Annotated in this window: 15 protein-coding genes; 6 read left to right on the forward strand and 9 right to left on the reverse strand. The window is 73.2% G+C overall.

The window, feature by feature from the left end:
* Positions 1–93 precede the first annotated feature (93 nt).
* Entirely contained in the window at positions 94–1674 is a 1581-nt protein-coding gene (locus tag DB033_RS15470; RefSeq protein WP_111767816.1) for a glycosyltransferase family 39 protein, read from the forward strand.
* A 14-nt stretch (positions 1675–1688) separates the two neighbouring features.
* Here DB033_RS15470 and DB033_RS15475 read toward each other — a convergent pair whose 3' ends face one another.
* The 6 genes from DB033_RS15475 to DB033_RS15500 are packed head-to-tail and all read right to left on the reverse strand — an operon-like array spanning position 1689 to position 5321.
* Positions 1689–2111 (reverse strand): molybdenum cofactor biosynthesis protein MoaE, encoded by a 423-nt coding sequence (locus tag DB033_RS15475; protein WP_111767817.1) that lies wholly within the window; start codon positions 2109–2111, stop codon positions 1689–1691.
* On the reverse strand, positions 2111–2602 hold the full coding sequence (locus DB033_RS15480; protein ID WP_111767818.1) for a MogA/MoaB family molybdenum cofactor biosynthesis protein: 492 nt from the start codon (positions 2600–2602) through the stop codon (positions 2111–2113). Before DB033_RS15480 ends, DB033_RS15475 begins: the two co-directional genes overlap by 1 nt.
* On the reverse strand, positions 2599–3087 hold the full coding sequence (gene moaC / locus DB033_RS15485) for a cyclic pyranopterin monophosphate synthase MoaC (RefSeq protein WP_111767819.1): 489 nt from the start codon (positions 3085–3087) through the stop codon (positions 2599–2601). The genes DB033_RS15480 and moaC overlap by 4 nt, the downstream gene beginning before the upstream one ends.
* Positions 3084–4511, reverse strand: a complete 1428-nt coding sequence (locus DB033_RS15490) for an NAD-dependent malic enzyme (protein ID WP_111767820.1) — start codon at positions 4509–4511, stop codon at positions 3084–3086. Before DB033_RS15490 ends, moaC begins: the two co-directional genes overlap by 4 nt.
* A gap of 43 nt (positions 4512–4554) precedes the next feature.
* Positions 4555–5145 (reverse strand): nucleotidyltransferase family protein, encoded by a 591-nt coding sequence (locus DB033_RS15495; RefSeq protein ID WP_111767821.1) that lies wholly within the window; start codon positions 5143–5145, stop codon positions 4555–4557.
* Positions 5142–5321 (reverse strand): hypothetical protein, encoded by a 180-nt coding sequence (locus tag DB033_RS15500; protein ID WP_111768356.1) that lies wholly within the window; start codon positions 5319–5321, stop codon positions 5142–5144. The genes DB033_RS15495 and DB033_RS15500 overlap by 4 nt, the downstream gene beginning before the upstream one ends.
* A gap of 124 nt (positions 5322–5445) precedes the next feature.
* Between DB033_RS15500 and DB033_RS15505 the strand changes: the two genes are divergently transcribed.
* A complete protein-coding gene (locus DB033_RS15505; RefSeq protein WP_111767822.1) occupies positions 5446–7665 on the forward strand; it encodes a helicase C-terminal domain-containing protein in 2220 nt (739 codons plus the stop codon).
* Here DB033_RS15505 and DB033_RS15510 read toward each other — a convergent pair.
* Both DB033_RS15510 and DB033_RS15515 read right to left on the reverse strand, forming a co-directional pair.
* Positions 7662–9008 (reverse strand): serine hydrolase domain-containing protein, encoded by a 1347-nt coding sequence (locus tag DB033_RS15510; RefSeq protein WP_111767823.1) that lies wholly within the window; start codon positions 9006–9008, stop codon positions 7662–7664. The genes DB033_RS15505 and DB033_RS15510 overlap by 4 nt on opposite strands.
* Before the next feature lie 100 nt (positions 9009–9108).
* Positions 9109–10323: an MFS transporter gene (locus tag DB033_RS15515; protein ID WP_157970726.1), complete on the reverse strand. Its 1215-nt coding sequence runs from the start codon at positions 10321–10323 to the stop codon at positions 9109–9111.
* A 162-nt stretch (positions 10324–10485) separates the two neighbouring features.
* Here DB033_RS15515 and DB033_RS15520 point away from each other — a divergent pair, with 162 nt between their 5' ends.
* From DB033_RS15520 to DB033_RS15535, 4 genes are read left to right on the forward strand one after another with little or no spacing between them, the layout of a single operon-like run.
* Positions 10486–12162: a DNA repair helicase XPB gene (locus tag DB033_RS15520; RefSeq protein ID WP_111767824.1), complete on the forward strand. Its 1677-nt coding sequence runs from the start codon at positions 10486–10488 to the stop codon at positions 12160–12162.
* Entirely contained in the window at positions 12159–12992 is an 834-nt protein-coding gene (locus DB033_RS15525; RefSeq protein WP_111767825.1) for a DUF6042 family protein, read from the forward strand. The genes DB033_RS15520 and DB033_RS15525 overlap by 4 nt, the downstream gene beginning before the upstream one ends.
* A gap of 4 nt (positions 12993–12996) precedes the next feature.
* Positions 12997–14514, forward strand: coding sequence for a hypothetical protein (locus DB033_RS15530; RefSeq protein WP_111767826.1), 1518 nt, complete (start codon positions 12997–12999; stop codon positions 14512–14514).
* Positions 14511–16013: an aldehyde dehydrogenase family protein gene (locus tag DB033_RS15535; RefSeq protein ID WP_205843935.1), complete on the forward strand. Its 1503-nt coding sequence runs from the start codon at positions 14511–14513 to the stop codon at positions 16011–16013. The genes DB033_RS15530 and DB033_RS15535 overlap by 4 nt, the downstream gene beginning before the upstream one ends.
* An 83-nt stretch (positions 16014–16096) precedes the next feature.
* Here DB033_RS15535 and DB033_RS15540 read toward each other — a convergent pair whose 3' ends face one another.
* The gene (locus DB033_RS15540) at positions 16097–17221 is read right to left on the reverse strand and encodes an alcohol dehydrogenase catalytic domain-containing protein (protein ID WP_111767827.1); all 1125 of its coding nucleotides are present in this window, start codon (positions 17219–17221) and stop codon (positions 16097–16099) included.
* Between the last annotated feature and the right edge of the window lie 27 nt (positions 17222–17248).

Genomic DNA, 17248 nt, shown 5'->3' on the forward strand with positions numbered 1-17248 from the left:
GGGGCGGGCACAGTTGTCCCGAACGCCGGACCGGCTCCATCCCCCGGCGTTATCTTCGGTCGGACCCGCACCCCCGACGACGGAGACCACCCCGTGAACAGAACCGCCACCGCCGATCCCGCGGTGCGTCGACCCGCCCCGCGGCGCGCGGCGATCGCGGTGGGCGTCGGGGTCCTGACGACGCTGCTCGGGCTGGTCGACTCCTGGTACGTGTCGTTCTGGACCGACGAGGCGGCCACCATCTCCGGCTCCGGCCGCAGCCTGTCCGAGCTGTGGCGGATGACCGGCACCATCGACGTCGTACACGCCGCCTACTACGCGGTGATGCACGTCTGGACGTCGGCCTTCGGCATCTCCCCGTTCGCGCTGCGGTTGCCCAGTGCGCTGGCGATGGGCGTCGCCGCGGCCGGGGTGGCCGTGCTCGGCTTCCGCTGGGGTGGCGCCCGGCTCGCCGTCGCCGGTGGCGTGGTGTTCGCGATCCTGCCCCGGGTCACCTGGCTGGGCATCGAGGCGCGGCCGTACGCACTGGCCACCGCCCTCGCGGTCTGGGCCACGGTCGCGCTGCTCGCCGCCCTGGACCGCCGGTCGCCGGGATGGTGGGTGGTCTACGCACTGCTGGCCGGCGCGGGCATCGCGGTGAACATCTACGGCGCCCTGCTGCTGGTCGCGCACGGGGTCGCCCTGCTGCTGACCCGCGGCCGGGAGTGGCGGCAGTGCTGGCCCTGGCTGGTCGCCGGGGTCGCCGGCACGCTGCTCGCCTCCCCGATCGTGCTCGAGGCGGTCGGCCAGACCGGGCAGCTGGGCGGCGACGAGTTCCGGTTGTCGCAACTGGTGCAGAACGTCGGCGTCAACCAGTGGTTCCTCGGCGGCACCCCGACGACCACCGGCGGGGTGGACACCACGGTCGTGTCCCTCACCGACCCGGCCAGCCTGTGGAAGTACGCCGGCGTCGGGTTCGCCCTCGTCGCCTGGGCGCTCGTCGTCGTGGCCGTGGTCTCGGCGTTCCGGCCCCGGCCCGATGCCGCGCCCCGGGAGGCGCTGGGCTGGCTGCTGCCGTGGTTCGTGGTGCCGACCGCGGTCATCGGGCTCTACTCGCTCGCCGTGAGCCCGATGTACAGCGCGCGCTATCTGTCCTTCGCCTCCCCCGCCGTCGCGCTGACCATCGGGCTCGGGCTGCTCGCGCTGCGGTCGCGGGCCGCGAAGGTCGTCGCGGCGGTACTGCTGGTCGTCCTCGCCGTTCCGGTGTACGCGTCGCAGCGGACGTTGTGGGCCAAGAGCAGCAGCGACTGGGTCTCGGTCGCCGAGTACGTGCAGACCCACGCGGCCGCCGGCGACGGCGTCTACTTCAGCCCGCGCTACCCGGTCACCGGTGACGTCGTCGGCCAGACGACCCGCGGTATCGCCGTCGCCTACCCGGCGGCCTTCGCGGACCTGGACGACCTGACGCTCGCCGAGACCCCGACCGCCGCCGGCAACCTCACCGGCTTCTCCCGGACGCTGGCCGCGTCGGCCGCCGAGCTGGCCGCCGAGGACACGGTCTGGGTGATCCGCCGGGTCGACTACGACCCGGTCGACACCGCCACCGACGACGCGACGCTGGCCGCCGCCGGTTTCACCGGCACCCTCGAGTGGTCGGGCCCGCTGGACCGGGTCTACCGCTTCAGCCGGAGCTGACCCGCCCGGTCGGGTCAGGCGCTGTTGACCCACTCGTCGGTGCCGTCGGCGAACAGCTGGTGCTTCCACACCGGGAGCCGCGCCTTGACCTCGTCGACCAGATCGCTGCAGGTGGCGAAGGCGAGCTGCCGGTGGGCGCTGGACACCGCGGCCACGATGGCGACGTCGCCGATCGCCAGGGCACCGATCCGGTGGGTGACCGCGACCGCGATCACCCCGTCCCGGTCCGCGAGTTCGGCGGCCACCTCGGCGACGATCCGGGCGGCGGTCGGGTGCGCCTGGTAGTGCAGCGCGCTGACCCCGGCGCCGTGGTCGTGGTCGCGGACGGTGCCGGTGAACGAGACCACCGCGCCCGCGGCCGGGTCGGCGACCGCGGCGGTGTGCGCGGCCACGTCCAGCGGCGCCTCGGTGATGCCGGTGAGCCGGACCTCGCCCATCAGAGGTCACCGCCCCGCGGGTGGTCGCCGCCGGCCAGCTGGTCCAGCGCGTGGTCGACGATGTCGGCGAGCACGGCGAGGCCGTCCTTCACGCCGCCGGTGGAACCGGGCAGGTTGACGATCAGCGTCCGACCGGCCACCCCGGCGAGGCCACGGGACAGGATGGCGGTCGGCACCTTCGCCACCCCGCGCCGGCGGATCTCCTCGGCGATGCCGGGGATCTCGTAGTCCAGCGCGGCGGCGGTGATGGTCGCCGTCCGGTCGGTCGGCGAGATCCCGGTGCCACCGGAGGTGATGATCAGCTCCGGCCGCAGGGTGAGCTCGGCGGCGAGGGCCGCGGCGAACGGGTCGCCGTCCACGGCCACGACCGGGTCGCCGACGGTGAACCCGCGGGCGGCGAGCCAGTCGCGGATGACCGGGCCGGTGGTGTCGGCGTAGACGCCGGTGGCGGCCCGGGTGGACGCGATCAGCACCGCGGCGGTCCGGTTCACGGGCGTTCCTCCGGTCGGGTCCAGAGGCCGGTCTTGCCGCCCTCCTTGCGCTCGACCCGCACGTCGGTGAGGGTCGCGGCCGGGTCGACGGCCTTGATCATGTCGTGCAGGGCGAGGCCGGCCACGGCGACCGCGGTGAGCGCCTCCATCTCCACCCCCGTCCGGTCGGCCGTCCTCACCGTCGCGGTGATGAGCACCGACGCGTCCTCGACGGCCAGGTCGACGGTCACCCCGGACAGCGCGATCGGGTGGCACAGCGGGACGAGGTCGGCGGTGCGCTTGGCCCCCATCAGGCCGGCGATCCGGGCCACCGCCAGGGCGTCGCCCTTGGGCAGCCCGTCGGTGACCAGCAGCGCGGCCACCTCCGGCGTGGTGCGCACCCGCCCGGACGCCACCGCCCGCCGGGCCGACGGCACCTTGTCGGTGACGTCGACCATCCGGGCCGCGCCGGCGCGGTCCAGGTGGGTCAGGGCGGGTTCGGTCACGACACCCCCGCCCCGACCGCCTCGGGCGCGACGCTGATCCGGGCCTGCGCGGCCGCCGCGCCGATGGCCTGCGCCACCGCCGGCGACACGCTCGCGTCGAACACGCTGGGCACGATGAAGGAGGCGTTGAGCTGCTCCGGGAGCACGACGTCGGCGATGGCGGTCGCGGCGGCCAGCAGCATCTCGTCGGTGATGCGGTGCACGCCGGCGTCGAGCAACCCGCGGAACACCCCGGGAAAGGCCAGCACGTTGTTGATCTGGTTGGGGAAGTCCGACCGGCCGGTGGCGACCACGGCGGCGTGCTTCTGCGCCTCCAACGGGTCGATCTCCGGGTCCGGGTTGGCCAGCGCGAACACGACCGCCTTGTCGTTCATGGTCGCGATGTCGGCGCCGACGAGCAGGTTGGGTGCGCTCACCCCGATGAACACGTCCGCCCCGGCGATGGCCTCCTTGAGGGTGCCCTGCTGGTTGTGCGCGTTGGTCTTCTCGGCGACGTCGGCCAGGTTCGGGTCCATGCCCTGGCGACCGCGGTACACGATGCCGTTGATGTCGACGGCGACGATGTCCTTCGGAGCCTGCAGCAGGATCAACCGGATGATGGCGTTGCCCGCCGCACCCACGCCGGAGATGACGATCTTGCAGTCGGCGATGTCCTTGTCGACCACCCGCAGCGCGTTGCGCAACGCCGCGACCACGCAGATCGCGGTGCCGTGCTGGTCGTCGTGGAACACCGGGATGTCGAGCTTGGCCCGTAGCCGCGCCTCGATCTCGAAACACCGTGGGGCGGCGATGTCCTCGAGGTTGATGCCACCGTAGACGGGGGCGATCAGCTCGACGGTCCGGACGATCTCGTCGACGTCGGTGGTGTCCAGACACACCGGCCAGGCGTCGACGTTGGCGAACCGCTTGAACAGCGCGGCCTTGCCCTCCATCACCGGCAGCGCCGCGGCCGGGCCGATGTTGCCCAGTCCCAGCACCGCGGTGCCGTCGGTGACGACGGCGACGGTGTTGCGCTTGATGGTGAGCCGGCGGGCGTCGGCCGGGTTCGCCGCGATCGCCAGGCACACCCGGGCGACCCCCGGGGTGTAGGCGCGGGAGAGGTCGTCGCGGTTGCGCAGCGGGACCTTGGAGGTCACCTCGATCTTGCCGCCCAGGTGCACCAGGAACGTCCGGTCGGAGACCTTGCGCACCTCGACACCGTCGAGAGCATTGACCGCAGCGGTGATCTCGTCGGCGTGCTCGGCCGACAGCGCGTTGCACGAGAGGTCGACGACCATCAGGCCGGCGGTGGACTCGACCACGTCGAAGGCGGTGATGACGCCACCCGCGCGGCCGACCTCGCCGGTCAGGTCGCCGGCGGCCGACGCCGACGGCGGGGCCGCGATCCGCATCGTGATGGAGTATCCGGGGCCTGGTACGGCCATAGTTGCACTGCTCCTCGATTGCCCGACGACGGTCGGATCAAGGCTAGTGCGGCCCGCCTCCGGAAGCGCGATCGTCGGGCGGCGCGGCCACGTCGACGTCGGCCCCGTCGGCCGCCGAGCCCAGCGGGACCCGGGCGGCTCCGTGCGTGCGCAGGTACGCCCGGGCGCCGACATCCCCGTGCGCCGCGGCGGCCGCGGCGGCCCAGTGGTCCCGGCCGATGAGCACCGGATGTCCCGGTCGGCCGTCGAACTCCGCCTGTCGCAGGGTGTCCCGCGCGGCGCCGGCGGTCAGCGTCCGCACCATGGCGGCGGTGACGCCGGGCAGATCCACCAGCAGCACCACCGCGGCGTCGACGGGGAGCGCAGCCGCGGCGGTCAGACCGGCGCGCAGGCTGGAGCCCATCCCGGACCGCCAGTCGGGGTTGTCGACCGCGGTGGTCCCGGCCGGCAACAGGGCCCGGACCTCGTCCGCCGCGGCCCCGACCACCACCAGCACCGGGTCGGCCGCGGCGTCACGGAGCACGTCCACCGCCCGCACGACCCACGGGACGCCGCCGGTGCGGGCCAGCGCCTTCGGGCCGCCGTAGCGGCGGCCCACCCCCGCCGCGAGGACGAGGCCGGCGACGGGCGTCAGGTGCCGATCGGGCTGGTGTTGATGACCGTCTTCGGGTGCTTGTAGGGCACCGCGGAGCTGGGCAGCGGGAACTCCGTGTCACCGAAGGGCGACAAGGCGCCCTGGCGGTCGGAGTTCAGCTCGGTCACCGGGTGGTCGCCGTCCTCGCCGTGGGGCCAGGTCGGGTCCACGCCCATGCCGCTCTTCTTCGCCACGTCACTCCTCCGTTGTCGCCGTCGTGTGCACCGCCCGGGCGCACGGCGCAGCGCCGCCCCCGGTCGCGAGCCCATTGTCTCCCACGGCACCACTAAAGTCGACGGGATGGCCAACACGCTGGATTGGCTGCGACTCCTGGACGACGACGCGATCGTCGCGCTGCTCGCAGCCCGCCCGGACCTCTCGGTCCCGGCCCCCGGCGACTTCGAGACCCTCGCCCGCCGGGTCAACACCGCGCCGTCGGTCTGGCGCGCGCTGGAGACGGTGAACCAGTTCGGTGTCGAGGTGCTGACCGCCCTGGTCCTGCTGCACGCCGACGCCCGCGGTGTCGGTGTCGACGACCTCGCCGCGTTCCTCGGGGAGCAGGTGACGCCCGCCCGGCTGGGCGCGACCCTGACCCACCTCGGCGGGCTGGCGCTGGTCCGGGCCGACACCGGTGACGGCGCCCTGCACATCCCGTATCCGGTCACCGAGGCGCTGGGCCCGCACCCCGGCGGCCTCGGCGCCGAATCCGGGCTGGACGCGGCGACGGTCGCCGCGCTGCTCGCCGAGGTCTCCGACCGCGGCCGCGGGGTGCTCGAGAAGCTGGCCGCCGGACCGCCGGTCGGCGCGGTGGCGCCGTCCGGTCCGCTGGCGCCGACGATCAAGGGGCTCGTCGCCCAGGGGCTGCTGACCCGCAAGGACGCGACCCTGGTCGAGCTGCCCCGCGAGGTCGGGCTGGCACTGCGCGGCGACCGGCCGCTGGGCGAGCTGCATCCGGAACCGGCGTTGCCGGCGACCCGCAAGCCGGGCACGAAAACCGTCGACGCGACCGGCGCCGGGCAGGCGTTGCAGGTGTTGCGGCAGCTGCGCCGCCTCGTCGACGCCCTGACCGCCACCTCGACCCCGGCGCTGAAGTCCGGCGGGCTCGGGGTCCGCGAGACCCGTCGCCTGTCACGGGAACTGGAGATCGACGAGCCGACGCTGAGCGTGCTCGCCGAGCTGCTGGTGGCCGGCAATCTGGTCACCGCCACCGACGGGGTGGGCCGGCAGGCGGCGTTCTGGACGCCCACGATGGCGGCCGACAGCTGGCTGGCGCTGTCGGACGAGGCGGCGTGGGCGTTCGTCGCCCAGCACTGGCTGGACCTGCGGCGCGACCCGGCCCGGGCCGGTCAGCCCGACGCCAACGGCAAGCCGTTCAACGTGCTGGCGTCGGAGCTGAGCTGGCTGCGCGGACCCGCCGACCGCCGCTGGGTGCTGGGGGTGCTGGCCGAGCTGCCCGCCGGCGCGGCGTGGACGGCCGCCGACATCGGCGCGGTGCTCGCCGTCCGCAGTCCGCTGCGCGGCGCCGACCGCCGCGACCGGGTGATCACCTCGGTGCTGCGGGAGGCGACCCTGCTGGGGGTGGTGGCCTTCGACGCGATCACCACCGCGGGCCGGGCGCTGCTGGCCGGCGCCGAGGACGTGGCCGAGCTGCTGGCCGCGTCGCTGCCGGAGCCGGTGCGGACCGTCCTCGTGCAGGCCGACCTGACCGTGGTCGCCCCCGGCCGGCTGGTGCCCGAGCTCGCCGAGGAGCTGGCCGTCGTCGCCGAGATCGAGTCGGCCGGCTCGGCGACGGTGTACCGGGTGACTCCCGCGAGCGTCCGGCGCGCGCTGGACCGCGGGCGCTCGGCGGCCGAGCTGCACCGGTTGTTCGCCGACGCCTCGGCCACCCCGATCCCCCAGGCGCTGACCTACCTGATCGACGACCTGGCCCGCCGGCACGGGGTGCTGCGGGCCGGGATGGCGTCGTCCTACCTGCGCTGCGACGACCCGGTGATCATCGACCAGGCGATCGCCTTCGCCACCGCCGCCGGCATCCACCTGCGCCGGTTGGCCCCGACGATCGCGATCACCGCGACCGAGACCGACGAGCTGCTGACCGAGCTCCGCAGGGCCGGGATGGCGCCGGTCGCCGAGGACGAGTTCGGTGCCGTGGTGACCCTGCAGGCCGCGCCGCGGCGGGTGAAGCCGGGATTGACCGTGCACCAACGGTGGCGGGAGCCGGCCACGCCCACCCGCGACCAGCTCGCCGTGGTCGTGCAGCGGATGCGCACCGCGGAGCCGGCCGAACCGAACGGCTCGCAGACCCCCACCGAGGCGGTGACCGCGCTGCGTGAGGCGGCCGGCCTGCGCACCCCGGTGTGGATCGAGTACGTCAACGCCGAGGGCTCACCGACCCGCCGGCTGGTGGAGCCGCTGGCCCTGTCCGGCGGCACGGTCGCCGCCTTCGACCGGCTGTCCAACCAGTTGCGCACGTTCGTCCTGCACCGGATCACCGGGGTCGTGCCCTACCGGGAGAACTAGCCCGCCAGCGCTCCGATCGTCACCTGGGCGAGCGACACCGCCGGCGGCTTCCCGTTCGGCGCCGGCGCGTTGGTGGCCCAGGTGACGACGGTCGTGGCGGTCGCGGGGTCGTAGCCCATGAACGAGTTGAAGCCCGGCAGCTCGCCGCTGTGTCCGTAGAAGCCGCCCGGGAACAGGCCGAGACCGTAGCCGTACTTCTGGCCGTCCGGGTTGTCCGTGGTGGGGATGACACTGTCCATCCGTTCCTGCTGCACCTCGGGGCTCAGCAGCCCGCCGCCGACCATCGCCTTGACGTAGACGGCGAGGTCACCGGCGGTGGAGATGGCGCCGCCCGCGGTCCACCCCCACGACGGGTTCAGCCCGGTGACGTCGAACGGCGCCAGCGACCCGTCCGCCGCCGCGGCCTGGATCTCCGGCGACAGCTCGTTGCTGTCGATGGTCCCCACGTTGGTGCCGTAGGTGTATCCCTGCGGATGCGGCTCGGGGATGCCCGCGTCGGCCAACGCGGGCATCGAACTGCCCTGGAGTCCGAGCGGCTGGAAGATGCGGGACGCGAACTCGTCCTCGACCTTGTGGCCGGTGAGCTGCTCGATGATGACACCGAGCAGCACGTAGTTGGTGTTGGAGTAGAACCAGCCCTGTCCCGGGGCGAACTCCGGCGGCATCGCCAGTCCCATCGCGAGCAGCTCCTCGGGCATCCACACGCGCGACGGATTGGCGTCCTGCTCCTCGTTGAGCGCGAGGTCGGTCGTGTAGTTGCCCAGGCCGCTGCGCATGTCCATCAGCTGGCCGATCGTGATGTTCTCGCCGTTGGGCACGTCCGGCCGGTACGTCGAGACCGGGTCGTCCAGCTTCAGCTTCCCCTCCTGGACCAGCTGCAGGATGACGGTCGCGGTCATCGTCTTGGTGTTGCTGCCGATCCGGACGTGGTCGTCCAACGTCACCGGGTCGTCGCCCCGGTAGGTGCGGGTGCCGAAGGCGGTGGACCAGTCCCCCAGCTCCGGCGAGCGCACCAGCACCACGCCGCCGACGATGCCGAGCTCCGCCACGACCCTGTCGATCTCGGGTTGCAGACCGGCCACGTACGCCGGGGCGGAGCCGTCGTCCGGCGTGGTGGTCGACGATGACGTGACCGCCGACTCCGTCGGGCCGGCGCTCGTCACGGACGTGGAGCCCGCGGTGCCCGGGTCGACCGGCGACGACCCGGTGGCCGGGGACCCGGACGACCCGGTGGCCGGGGAGCCGGCCGTCGATCCGGTGGCGGCCGGCGACGACGAGCATCCGGCGAGGAGCAGGGCGGCGAGGGCCGCGGCGGCGAGCCGGCGGCGACGGGAGACGGTCATGGCCGGGGACGTTGCCGGATCGGGGCCGCCGGGGCGATAGACCTGGGCCCTCAGCAGACCTGGCCCCCAGCGCACCTGTGTCCTCAGCGCACCTGGGCCCTCAGCGCAGCGCGGGATCCCGTCGCGCCTCGCGCACGGCCGACCCGCGCCACCGGCGGGCGACGGCGACGACCGTCGCCACCCCGACCGCGGCGAGCGAGACGGTGAACGCCGCGCCCGGGCCGTCGTCCTGGGCCAGCCGCCCGCCCAGACTCGACCCGATCGAGTAGCCGATCACCGAACCCGCGGAGATCAACGTCATGGTCACCCCGGTGCGCTCCGGGCTGACCTGCCGCTCGGCCAGCGAGTAGACGGTGATCAGCGCCGGGCCGACGCCGCAGCCCACGACGAACAGCAGCACCGCGACCAGCGGCACCGCGGTGATCCACAGCAGCGGGACCACCGCGACGACCAGCCAGAGGGTGAAGGTGACCAGCCGGTCGCCGAGGCCGAACCGGGCGGGCAGCGCCGAGGTCCCGAGGCCGGTCAGCGCCGACCCGACGCCCATCGCGGCGTAGAGCAGCCCGGCCGACGCGGCGGCCCCGGACAGCGTGGCCACGGCGGTGACGGCGGTCTGCATGCCGCCGAAGAACGACCCGATGGCCAGCGACACCAGCAGCAACGAGGCCACGGCCGGTTCGCGCCAGACGGGCGCGTGCACGGTGTGCGTGGCGGTGGGTCCGGCCGCGGCGGCGCTCGGGTGCAGGCCGGCCCAGACCCCGAACACCGCGACCATCAGCGCCCCGGCGAGCATCGCCAGCGACGGCGAGATCAGGGTGAACAGGCTGACCACCACCGGCCCGAGGATGTAGACGATCTCGTCGGCGGCCCCCTCCCAGCTCATCGCGGTGGACAACCGGTCGCGGTCGCGCAGCAGCCGCACCCAGCGGGACCGCATCAGGGGACCGATCTGCGGGGTGGCCGCGCCGGTCGCCGCCGCGGTGACCAGCGCCAGCCACCGGGGGGCGTCCAGCGCCACCTCGACGACGAAGGCCACCGCGAACGCGGCGTTGAGCAGGCTGGCCACCACCATCACCACGCGTTGTCCGCGCCGGTCGGCCAGGCGCCCGACCCAGGGCCCGCCGACCGCGGCACCGAGCGACAGCGCCCCGGCCGCCAGACCGGCGTAGCCGAGACTGCCGGTGCTGGTGGTGACGAGCAGCACCATGCCCAGCTGCAGCATCGGCTGCGGCAGCCGGGCCAGGAAACCGACCGGCAGCAGCGCCCGGCCGGCGACGGCGGGAAGTGCCTTGTAGGCGGAGAGGAAGGTGGTCACGGGGCCCCACGTCGTCGCTGGCGGTGGCGCCGTCCCACCCCCGGCGCCGAAACCCTGTGCGCCCGCCAGTCTAGGCAGCCGTCGTGGCCGCCCGGTCGCGGAGCCAGGCACACTGGATGGGTTGCCCTCGCCGGGCAGCACGTCCTGCAGAGAAGAGCACCCGTGACCGACGGCCCCCTGATCGTCCAGTCGGACAAGACCGTCCTGCTGGAGATCGCGCATCCCGACGCGCCCGCGGCCCGCGCCCAGCTGGCGCCGTTCGCCGAGCTGGAGCGCTCCCCCGAGCACATCCACACCTACCGCATCACCCCGTTGGCGCTGTGGAACGCGCGCGCCGCCGGGCACGACGCCGAGCAGGTCGTCGACGCTCTCGTCCGCTGGTCGCGGTTCCCGGTGCCGCAGGCGCTGCTCGTCGACGTCGTGGACACCATGGGCCGCTACGGCCGGCTCGTGCTGCGCAGCGTCCCCGGGCAGGGTCTGGTGCTGGTCGCCCGCGACCGGCTGGTCCTCGAGGAGATCCTGCGCAACAAGAAGATCGCCCCGATGATCGGGCAGCGCATCGACGCCGACACCGTCCTGGTGCACCCGTCCGAGCGCGGCAACATCAAGCAGGTCCTGCTCAAGCTGGGCTGGCCCGCCGAGGACGAGGCGGGGTACGTCGACGGCGAGGCGCACGACATCACGTTGGCGCAGGACGGCTGGACGCTGCGCGACTATCAGGCGATGGCGGTCGAGGGCTTCTGGGCCGGCGGTTCGGGCGTGGTCGTGCTGCCCTGTGGCGCCGGCAAGACGCTGGTCGGGGCCGCGGCGATGGCCAAGGCCGGCGCGACCACGCTGATCCTGGTCACCAACACCGTCTCCGGTCGGCAGTGGAAGCGCGAGCTGATCGCCCGCACCTCACTGACCGAGGAGGAGATCGGCGAGTACTCCGGCGAGCGCAAGGAGATCCGCCCCGTCACCATCGCCACGTACCAGGTGATGACCCGCAAGTCCGGCGGCGAATACCGGCATCTGGACCTGTTCGACTCCCGCGACTGGGGGCTGATCATCTACGACGAGGTGCACCTGCTGCCCGCGCCGGTCTTCCGGATGACCGCCGACCTGCAGTCCCGGCGGCGGCTCGGCCTGACCGCGACGCTGGTCCGCGAGGACGGCCGCGAGGGCGACGTGTTCTCCCTGATCGGCCCCAAGCGCTACGACGCGCCGTGGAAGGACATCGAGGACCAGGGCTGGATCGCTCCCGCGGAGTGCATCGAGGTCCGGGTGACGCTCACCGACAACGAGCGGCTGCAGTACGCGATCGCCGAGCCGGAGGAGAAGTACCGGCTGGCCTCCACCGCCCGCACCAAGCTGCCGGTGGTGAAGGCCGTCCTCGCCAAGCACGTCGGCGAACCCACGCTGGTCATCGGCGCCTACCTCGACCAGCTCGAGGAGCTCGGCGCCGCACTGGACGCACCGATCATCCAGGGCTCGACGAAGAACGCCGAACGGGAGCGCCTGTTCCAGGGCTTCCGCACCGGGGAGATCCCGGTGCTGGTGGTCAGCAAGGTGGCCAACTTCTCCATCGACCTGCCCGACGCGACCGTCGCCGTGCAGGTCAGTGGGACCTTCGGCTCCCGGCAGGAGGAGGCGCAGCGGCTGGGCCGGCTGCTGCGGCCCAAGAGCGACCACCGGCAGGCGCACTTCTACTCGGTCGTCTCGCGCGACACCATCGACACCGAGTACGCCGCGCACCGCCAGCGTTTCCTGGCCGAACAGGGCTACGCCTACCACATCGTCGACGCCGACGACCTGCTCGGCCCGGCCGTTCCGGGCAGCACCGAAGGAGACAGCGCATGACCGACCGGATGGATCTCGAAGCGGCCGAGGCGGCCGCCCTGGACGAGGCGGACGAGACGGCGGACCTCGAGCCGTGGGAGGAGGTCCTCGACGAGTGGGAGTACCTCGGCTGGCTCGACGTGCTGCCGGCCGGCCTGATGGCCATCACCGGCGCGTTCGACGGCCCGACGACCACCCGGCTGGACTTCGACAAGGTGTCGGCCGACATGGTCGCCGGCGAGGGCCTGACCCTGCTGGACGGGGATCCGCTCTGGCCGGTGCTGTCGGAGGACCTGCCCGACGAGGACCGGCTGGACAACCACGAGGAGGCCTACGGGCAGTACCTCGAGGAGATGCGGGCGCAGCGGCAGGACTGGGCGGAGTTGACCGCCCGGGACCCGCGGATCGCGGTGTCGTCGCTCAACGAGCTGGTGGACCGGCTGATCGACTGGGGCCTGCTCACCGAGCACGGTGACCTCATCGAGCTCGTGGAGACGGTGCCGGACCCGCTGGAGAAGCTGCCCCTCACCGAGGACACCATCGGCCGGCTGATCCTCGACCGGATGGGCCCCGAGATGGAGGCCGTCGAGGACGTGCTGCACGACACCCTCTACCACGGCGACTCCGACGAGCTGGTGACCACGCTGCGCAAGCTGGCCGACCAGGCCGACGTCACCGTCGAGATCGCCGGGATGACGGTGGCCATGCTCATCTCCCAGGCCGACAGTGGCGTCAGCGCCGAGCGTTTCGGCCCGCTGGACACCGAGGGTGTCGAGAACCTCAAGGAGCACCAGAAGTTCACCCTGCGGGTGGACCGGACCGCACCGGGCTTCGCCGACCACGAGCACTGAGCCGGTGGCGGCCCGGCGGCTGGCGGGGGTGGTGTGCGCGGTGCTGGCCCTGACCGCCTGCACCACCCCGGACGACGCCACCCCCACCCCGGGGTCGACGCCGGTGACGGTGAGCGCCGGCGTGGTGGCCACCGGCACCGCCGGGTCGCTGGCCGTGGGGTCCACCCAGACCAGCCCGACCGACGCCCCGGTGACGCAGCTCGGGCTGCTGACCGGGCCGGGGGTGGACGACCGGCAGATCACCCTGGGGACGCTGATCGACCCGGCCGCCGACCGCGGGTTCCGCCAGGGCCTGGAGCTGTGGCGGCAGTCGGCGAACGCCGCCGGCGGGGTCTGCAACCGCAGCGTCGTCCTGGCCGACGCCGGCGTCGACGACGTGCCCCGGGACCTGCCGGACGCCTACCGGGCACTCGGCGGATCGGTCCTCGGGTTCGTGACGGCGACGACGTCGACGCAGGTGAGGTCGGAGCTCGCGACGCTGCTCAGCGCCGACCGGATCCCGGCGTTGACCGTCGAGGGCACCGCCACCGACCTGCTCGCCACCAGCCCGGTGGTGATCGGCCCGACCGCCGACGTGATCGCGGCCAACGCCGCCGACGAACTCCTGCGGACGGGTGTGCTGGCCACCGGCGGCCGGCTCGGCGTGGTCAGCGACGGCGCCGACCCGTCCCGCAACGCCGTCGACGGCCTGCGCTGGTTCGCCGCCCGGCACGACCTGACGCTCGTCGTGCAGACCGGTCAGGGCCGCGACGTGGACGTGCTGTCCACGCTGCCCGTCGTCTTCGCGCTGGGTGACGCCGCGTTGACCGCGACGCTGGCCGACGCGCTGCCCGCCGACACCACCGTCGTCACCACCCTGGACGGGTACGACCCCACCCTGATCGACGCAGCGGCGGCGGCGCACCTGAGGGTCGCCCTCAGCACCCCGGCGGTCGGCGCGGACCACCCCGGCGCGAAGGACGTCGCCGCGGCGGTGGCTGCCGGCGGCGGCGTCCCCGGGGTGTCGACCTTCGCCGGGTACGCGGCGGGCGCGGTCTGGCAGCGGCTGCTCGTCGCGGCGTGCGACGCCGAGGATCTCACCAGAAACGGCGTGTCCACGGCGCTCACCACGGTCGGGCCCGCGTCGGTGGAGAGCCTGCTCGGGGCTTCCGATCCGGCGTTGCCGGTGATCGACCAGCAGCCGGCCACCCGGTCGTCGTCACTGGCGGTCGCTGATCCGTCGGCGCCCACCGGGTTGCGGCCACTGACCGGACTGCTGCTCGCAGACGGCATCGAGGACTACGTCGCTCCCCACGCTGAGCCGCCCCGTCCCGGGGACTCGGCGCCGGAGAGGGTGGGTAGCAGAATGGGTGTGACGCGCTGGTACCCCGGCGGAACCACCGCCCGGCCGGTGGGTGCGGCGCTCCCACGACAGCAGCCGTCGCGTTCGCGCCCGCACCGGCGGTCCCGCGCTCGAGGGATACCGGTAGGCCACCCGCTCGACGCCGTCATCGCCGACGGCCCGATCCAGGAGGAAGCATGACGATCACCACGTCCGAGCCCACGACCACCGGTACCACCGTCCCCGACCGGCCGATGCTCATCGGCGGCGAGTGGGTGCCGGCGCTGTCGGGCGAGTGGAGCCAGGTGCAGTCCCCGGGTCGCCGCGGGACCGTCCTCGCCCGGGTCCCCGTCGGCGGCCCCGAGGACGCCGACCGGGCCGTGCAGGCCGCCCGCGCCGCGTTCCCCGCGTGGGCTGCGCTGCACTTCAAAGACCGGCAGAAAGCGCTGCTGAAGATCGCCGACGCACTGGAAGAAGAGGCGGAGGAATTGGCGCTGCTCACCGCCGCCGACACCGGCAACGCGCTGCGCACCCAGGCCCGCCCCGAATCCCAGACCCTGGTCAGCCTGTTCCGCTACTTCGGCGGCGTGGCCGGCGAGTTCAAGGGCACCGTGCTGCCCGCCGGCGACGACCAGCTGCAGTACACCCGCCGCGAGCCCCTCGGCGTCGTCGCCGGGATCCTGCCCTGGAACTCGCCGCTGATGATCGCCGGCATGAAGACCCCCGCGTCGCTGGCCGCCGGGAACACCCTCATCCTCAAAACCGCGCAGGAAGCGCCGCTCACCATCCTGAAGATGGCCGAGATCGCCAACCGCTACCTGCCGCCCGGCGTCATCAACGTCGTCACCGGCCCCGGACGCAGCATCGGCGAGGCGCTGCTCACCCACCCGGGCGTGGACAAGGTGTCCTTCACCGGCTCCACCGAGGTCGGCCGGCACGTCGGTGAGGTCGCCGGCAAGCGGCTGGCGCACGTGTCGCTGGAGCTCGGCGGCAAGAGCCCGAACATCGTGTTCCCCGACGCCGCCACCCCCGACACCATCGACGCCACCACCACCGGTGTGCTCACCGCCATGCGCTTCACCCGGCAGGGACAGTCCTGCACCGCCGGGTCCCGGCTGTTCGTCCACGCCGACGTCTACGACGTCTTCCTCGCCGCGCTCATCGAGAAGGTCAAGCAGCTCAAGGTCGGCGACCCACTCGACGAGACCACCGACATGGGCTCCATCATCAACGCCAAGCAGTACGAATCGATCATGGATTACATCAACGACGGCAAGTCCCAGCCCGGCGTCCAGGTGCCGCTGGACGGCGCCGACTTCGTCGGCGAAGGCCTCAACGGCTACTACCAGGGCCCCACCATCTTCGCCGCGGTCGACAACAGCTGGCGCATCGCCCAGGAAGAGATCTTCGGACCCGTCCTCGTGGCCATCCCCTGGACCGACCGCGACGAGGTCATCCGGATGGCCAACGACTCCACCTACGGCCTCGGCGCCTACATCTGGTCACACAACCTCACCGACGCACTCGACACCGCACACCGCATCCAGTCCGGCTGGGTCCAGATCAACCAGGGCGGCGGCCAGGTCATCGGCCAGTCCTACGGCGGCTACAAAGCCTCCGGCATCGGCCGCGAATTCTCCCTCGAAGGAGCCCTCGAGGGCTTCAGCCAGATCAAGCAGATCAACGTCAAACTGGGCTGACCCCGTGCCGTCCTCGGCGTGAGGACCACCTGGAGCCACCACCCCGGGCGGGTTCACGCCGAGCGCGGGCGGTCGCCGGGCGGCTACGGCGCCGGGGACTCCGCGTCGAACATGATGACCTGCCGGATGGCGTTGCCGGCCGCCAGCTCGTCCATCGCGGTGTTGATGTCCGACAGCTCGATCCGAGACGAGATGAGTGCCTCGACGGGCAGTTTCCCGTCGCGCCACAGCTGGGCGTAGGTGGGGATGTCGCGGGCCGGCACCGCCGACCCGAGATAGCTGCCGATGACGGTGCGCGCCTCCGCGACCAGCGTGAGTGGCGAGATCTGGGCCCTGGCGTCCGGGGAGGGCAGTCCCACCGTGATGGTCCTGCCGCCGGGAGCGGTGACGGCGACGGCGGTCTCGAAGGCGCGCACGTTCCCGGCGGCCTCGATCACGATCGGCGCCACCACGCCGCGCTCGATCACCTCCTGCGGCGTGTACGCCGCCGACGCTCCGAGAGACCGTGCGCGGTCGAGCTTCTCGGGTACGCCGTCCACTCCGATCACCTCGCCCCGGCCCAGCGACACGGCCGTGATCAACGCCGCCATCCCCACGCCGCCGAGGCCGACGACGATGACGGCCTCGCCGTCCTCCGGGCGGCCGGCGTTGATCACCGCGCCGCCGCCGGTCAGCACCGCACACCCCAGAACCGCGGCGACGTCGGGCGGCACGTCGTCGCCCACGGGGACCGCCGATCGCCGGTCGACGACAGCATGGGTGGCGAACCCGGAGACCCCCAGGTGATGGTGGACGACCTCGCCGTCGCGGTGCAGCCTGCGGCCGCCGCCCAGCAGGGAGCCGGCGTTGTTCGATGCGGTGCCCCGCACACAGGGCATCTGCCCGTCGGTGGCGCACCCCGCGCACGCCCCGCAGCGCGGCAGGAACGTCATCACCACCCGGTCCCCGATCCGGAGGTCGTCGACGCCGGTGCCGAGTTCGACGACCCGGCCGGCGGCTTCGTGGCCCAGCAGCATCGGCACCGGCCGGACCCGGTTGCCGTCGACCACCGACAGATCCGAATGGCAGACGCCGGCCGCCTCTATCCGCACCAGGAGCTCACCCGGCCCCGGCGGGTCCAGAGTGAGCGTCGACATGCTGATCGGCCGGGTTCGGGCGTACGGGCGGCGGCGCCCGGTCTCCTCCAGCACAGCACCGGTGATGTCCATGGCGGTCCCCTGACTGCGGCGCCGGTG

Origin of the sequence: Nakamurella deserti, from assembly GCF_003260015.1 — a bacterium.
GTDB classification, from domain to species: domain Bacteria; phylum Actinomycetota; class Actinomycetes; order Mycobacteriales; family Nakamurellaceae; genus Nakamurella; species Nakamurella deserti.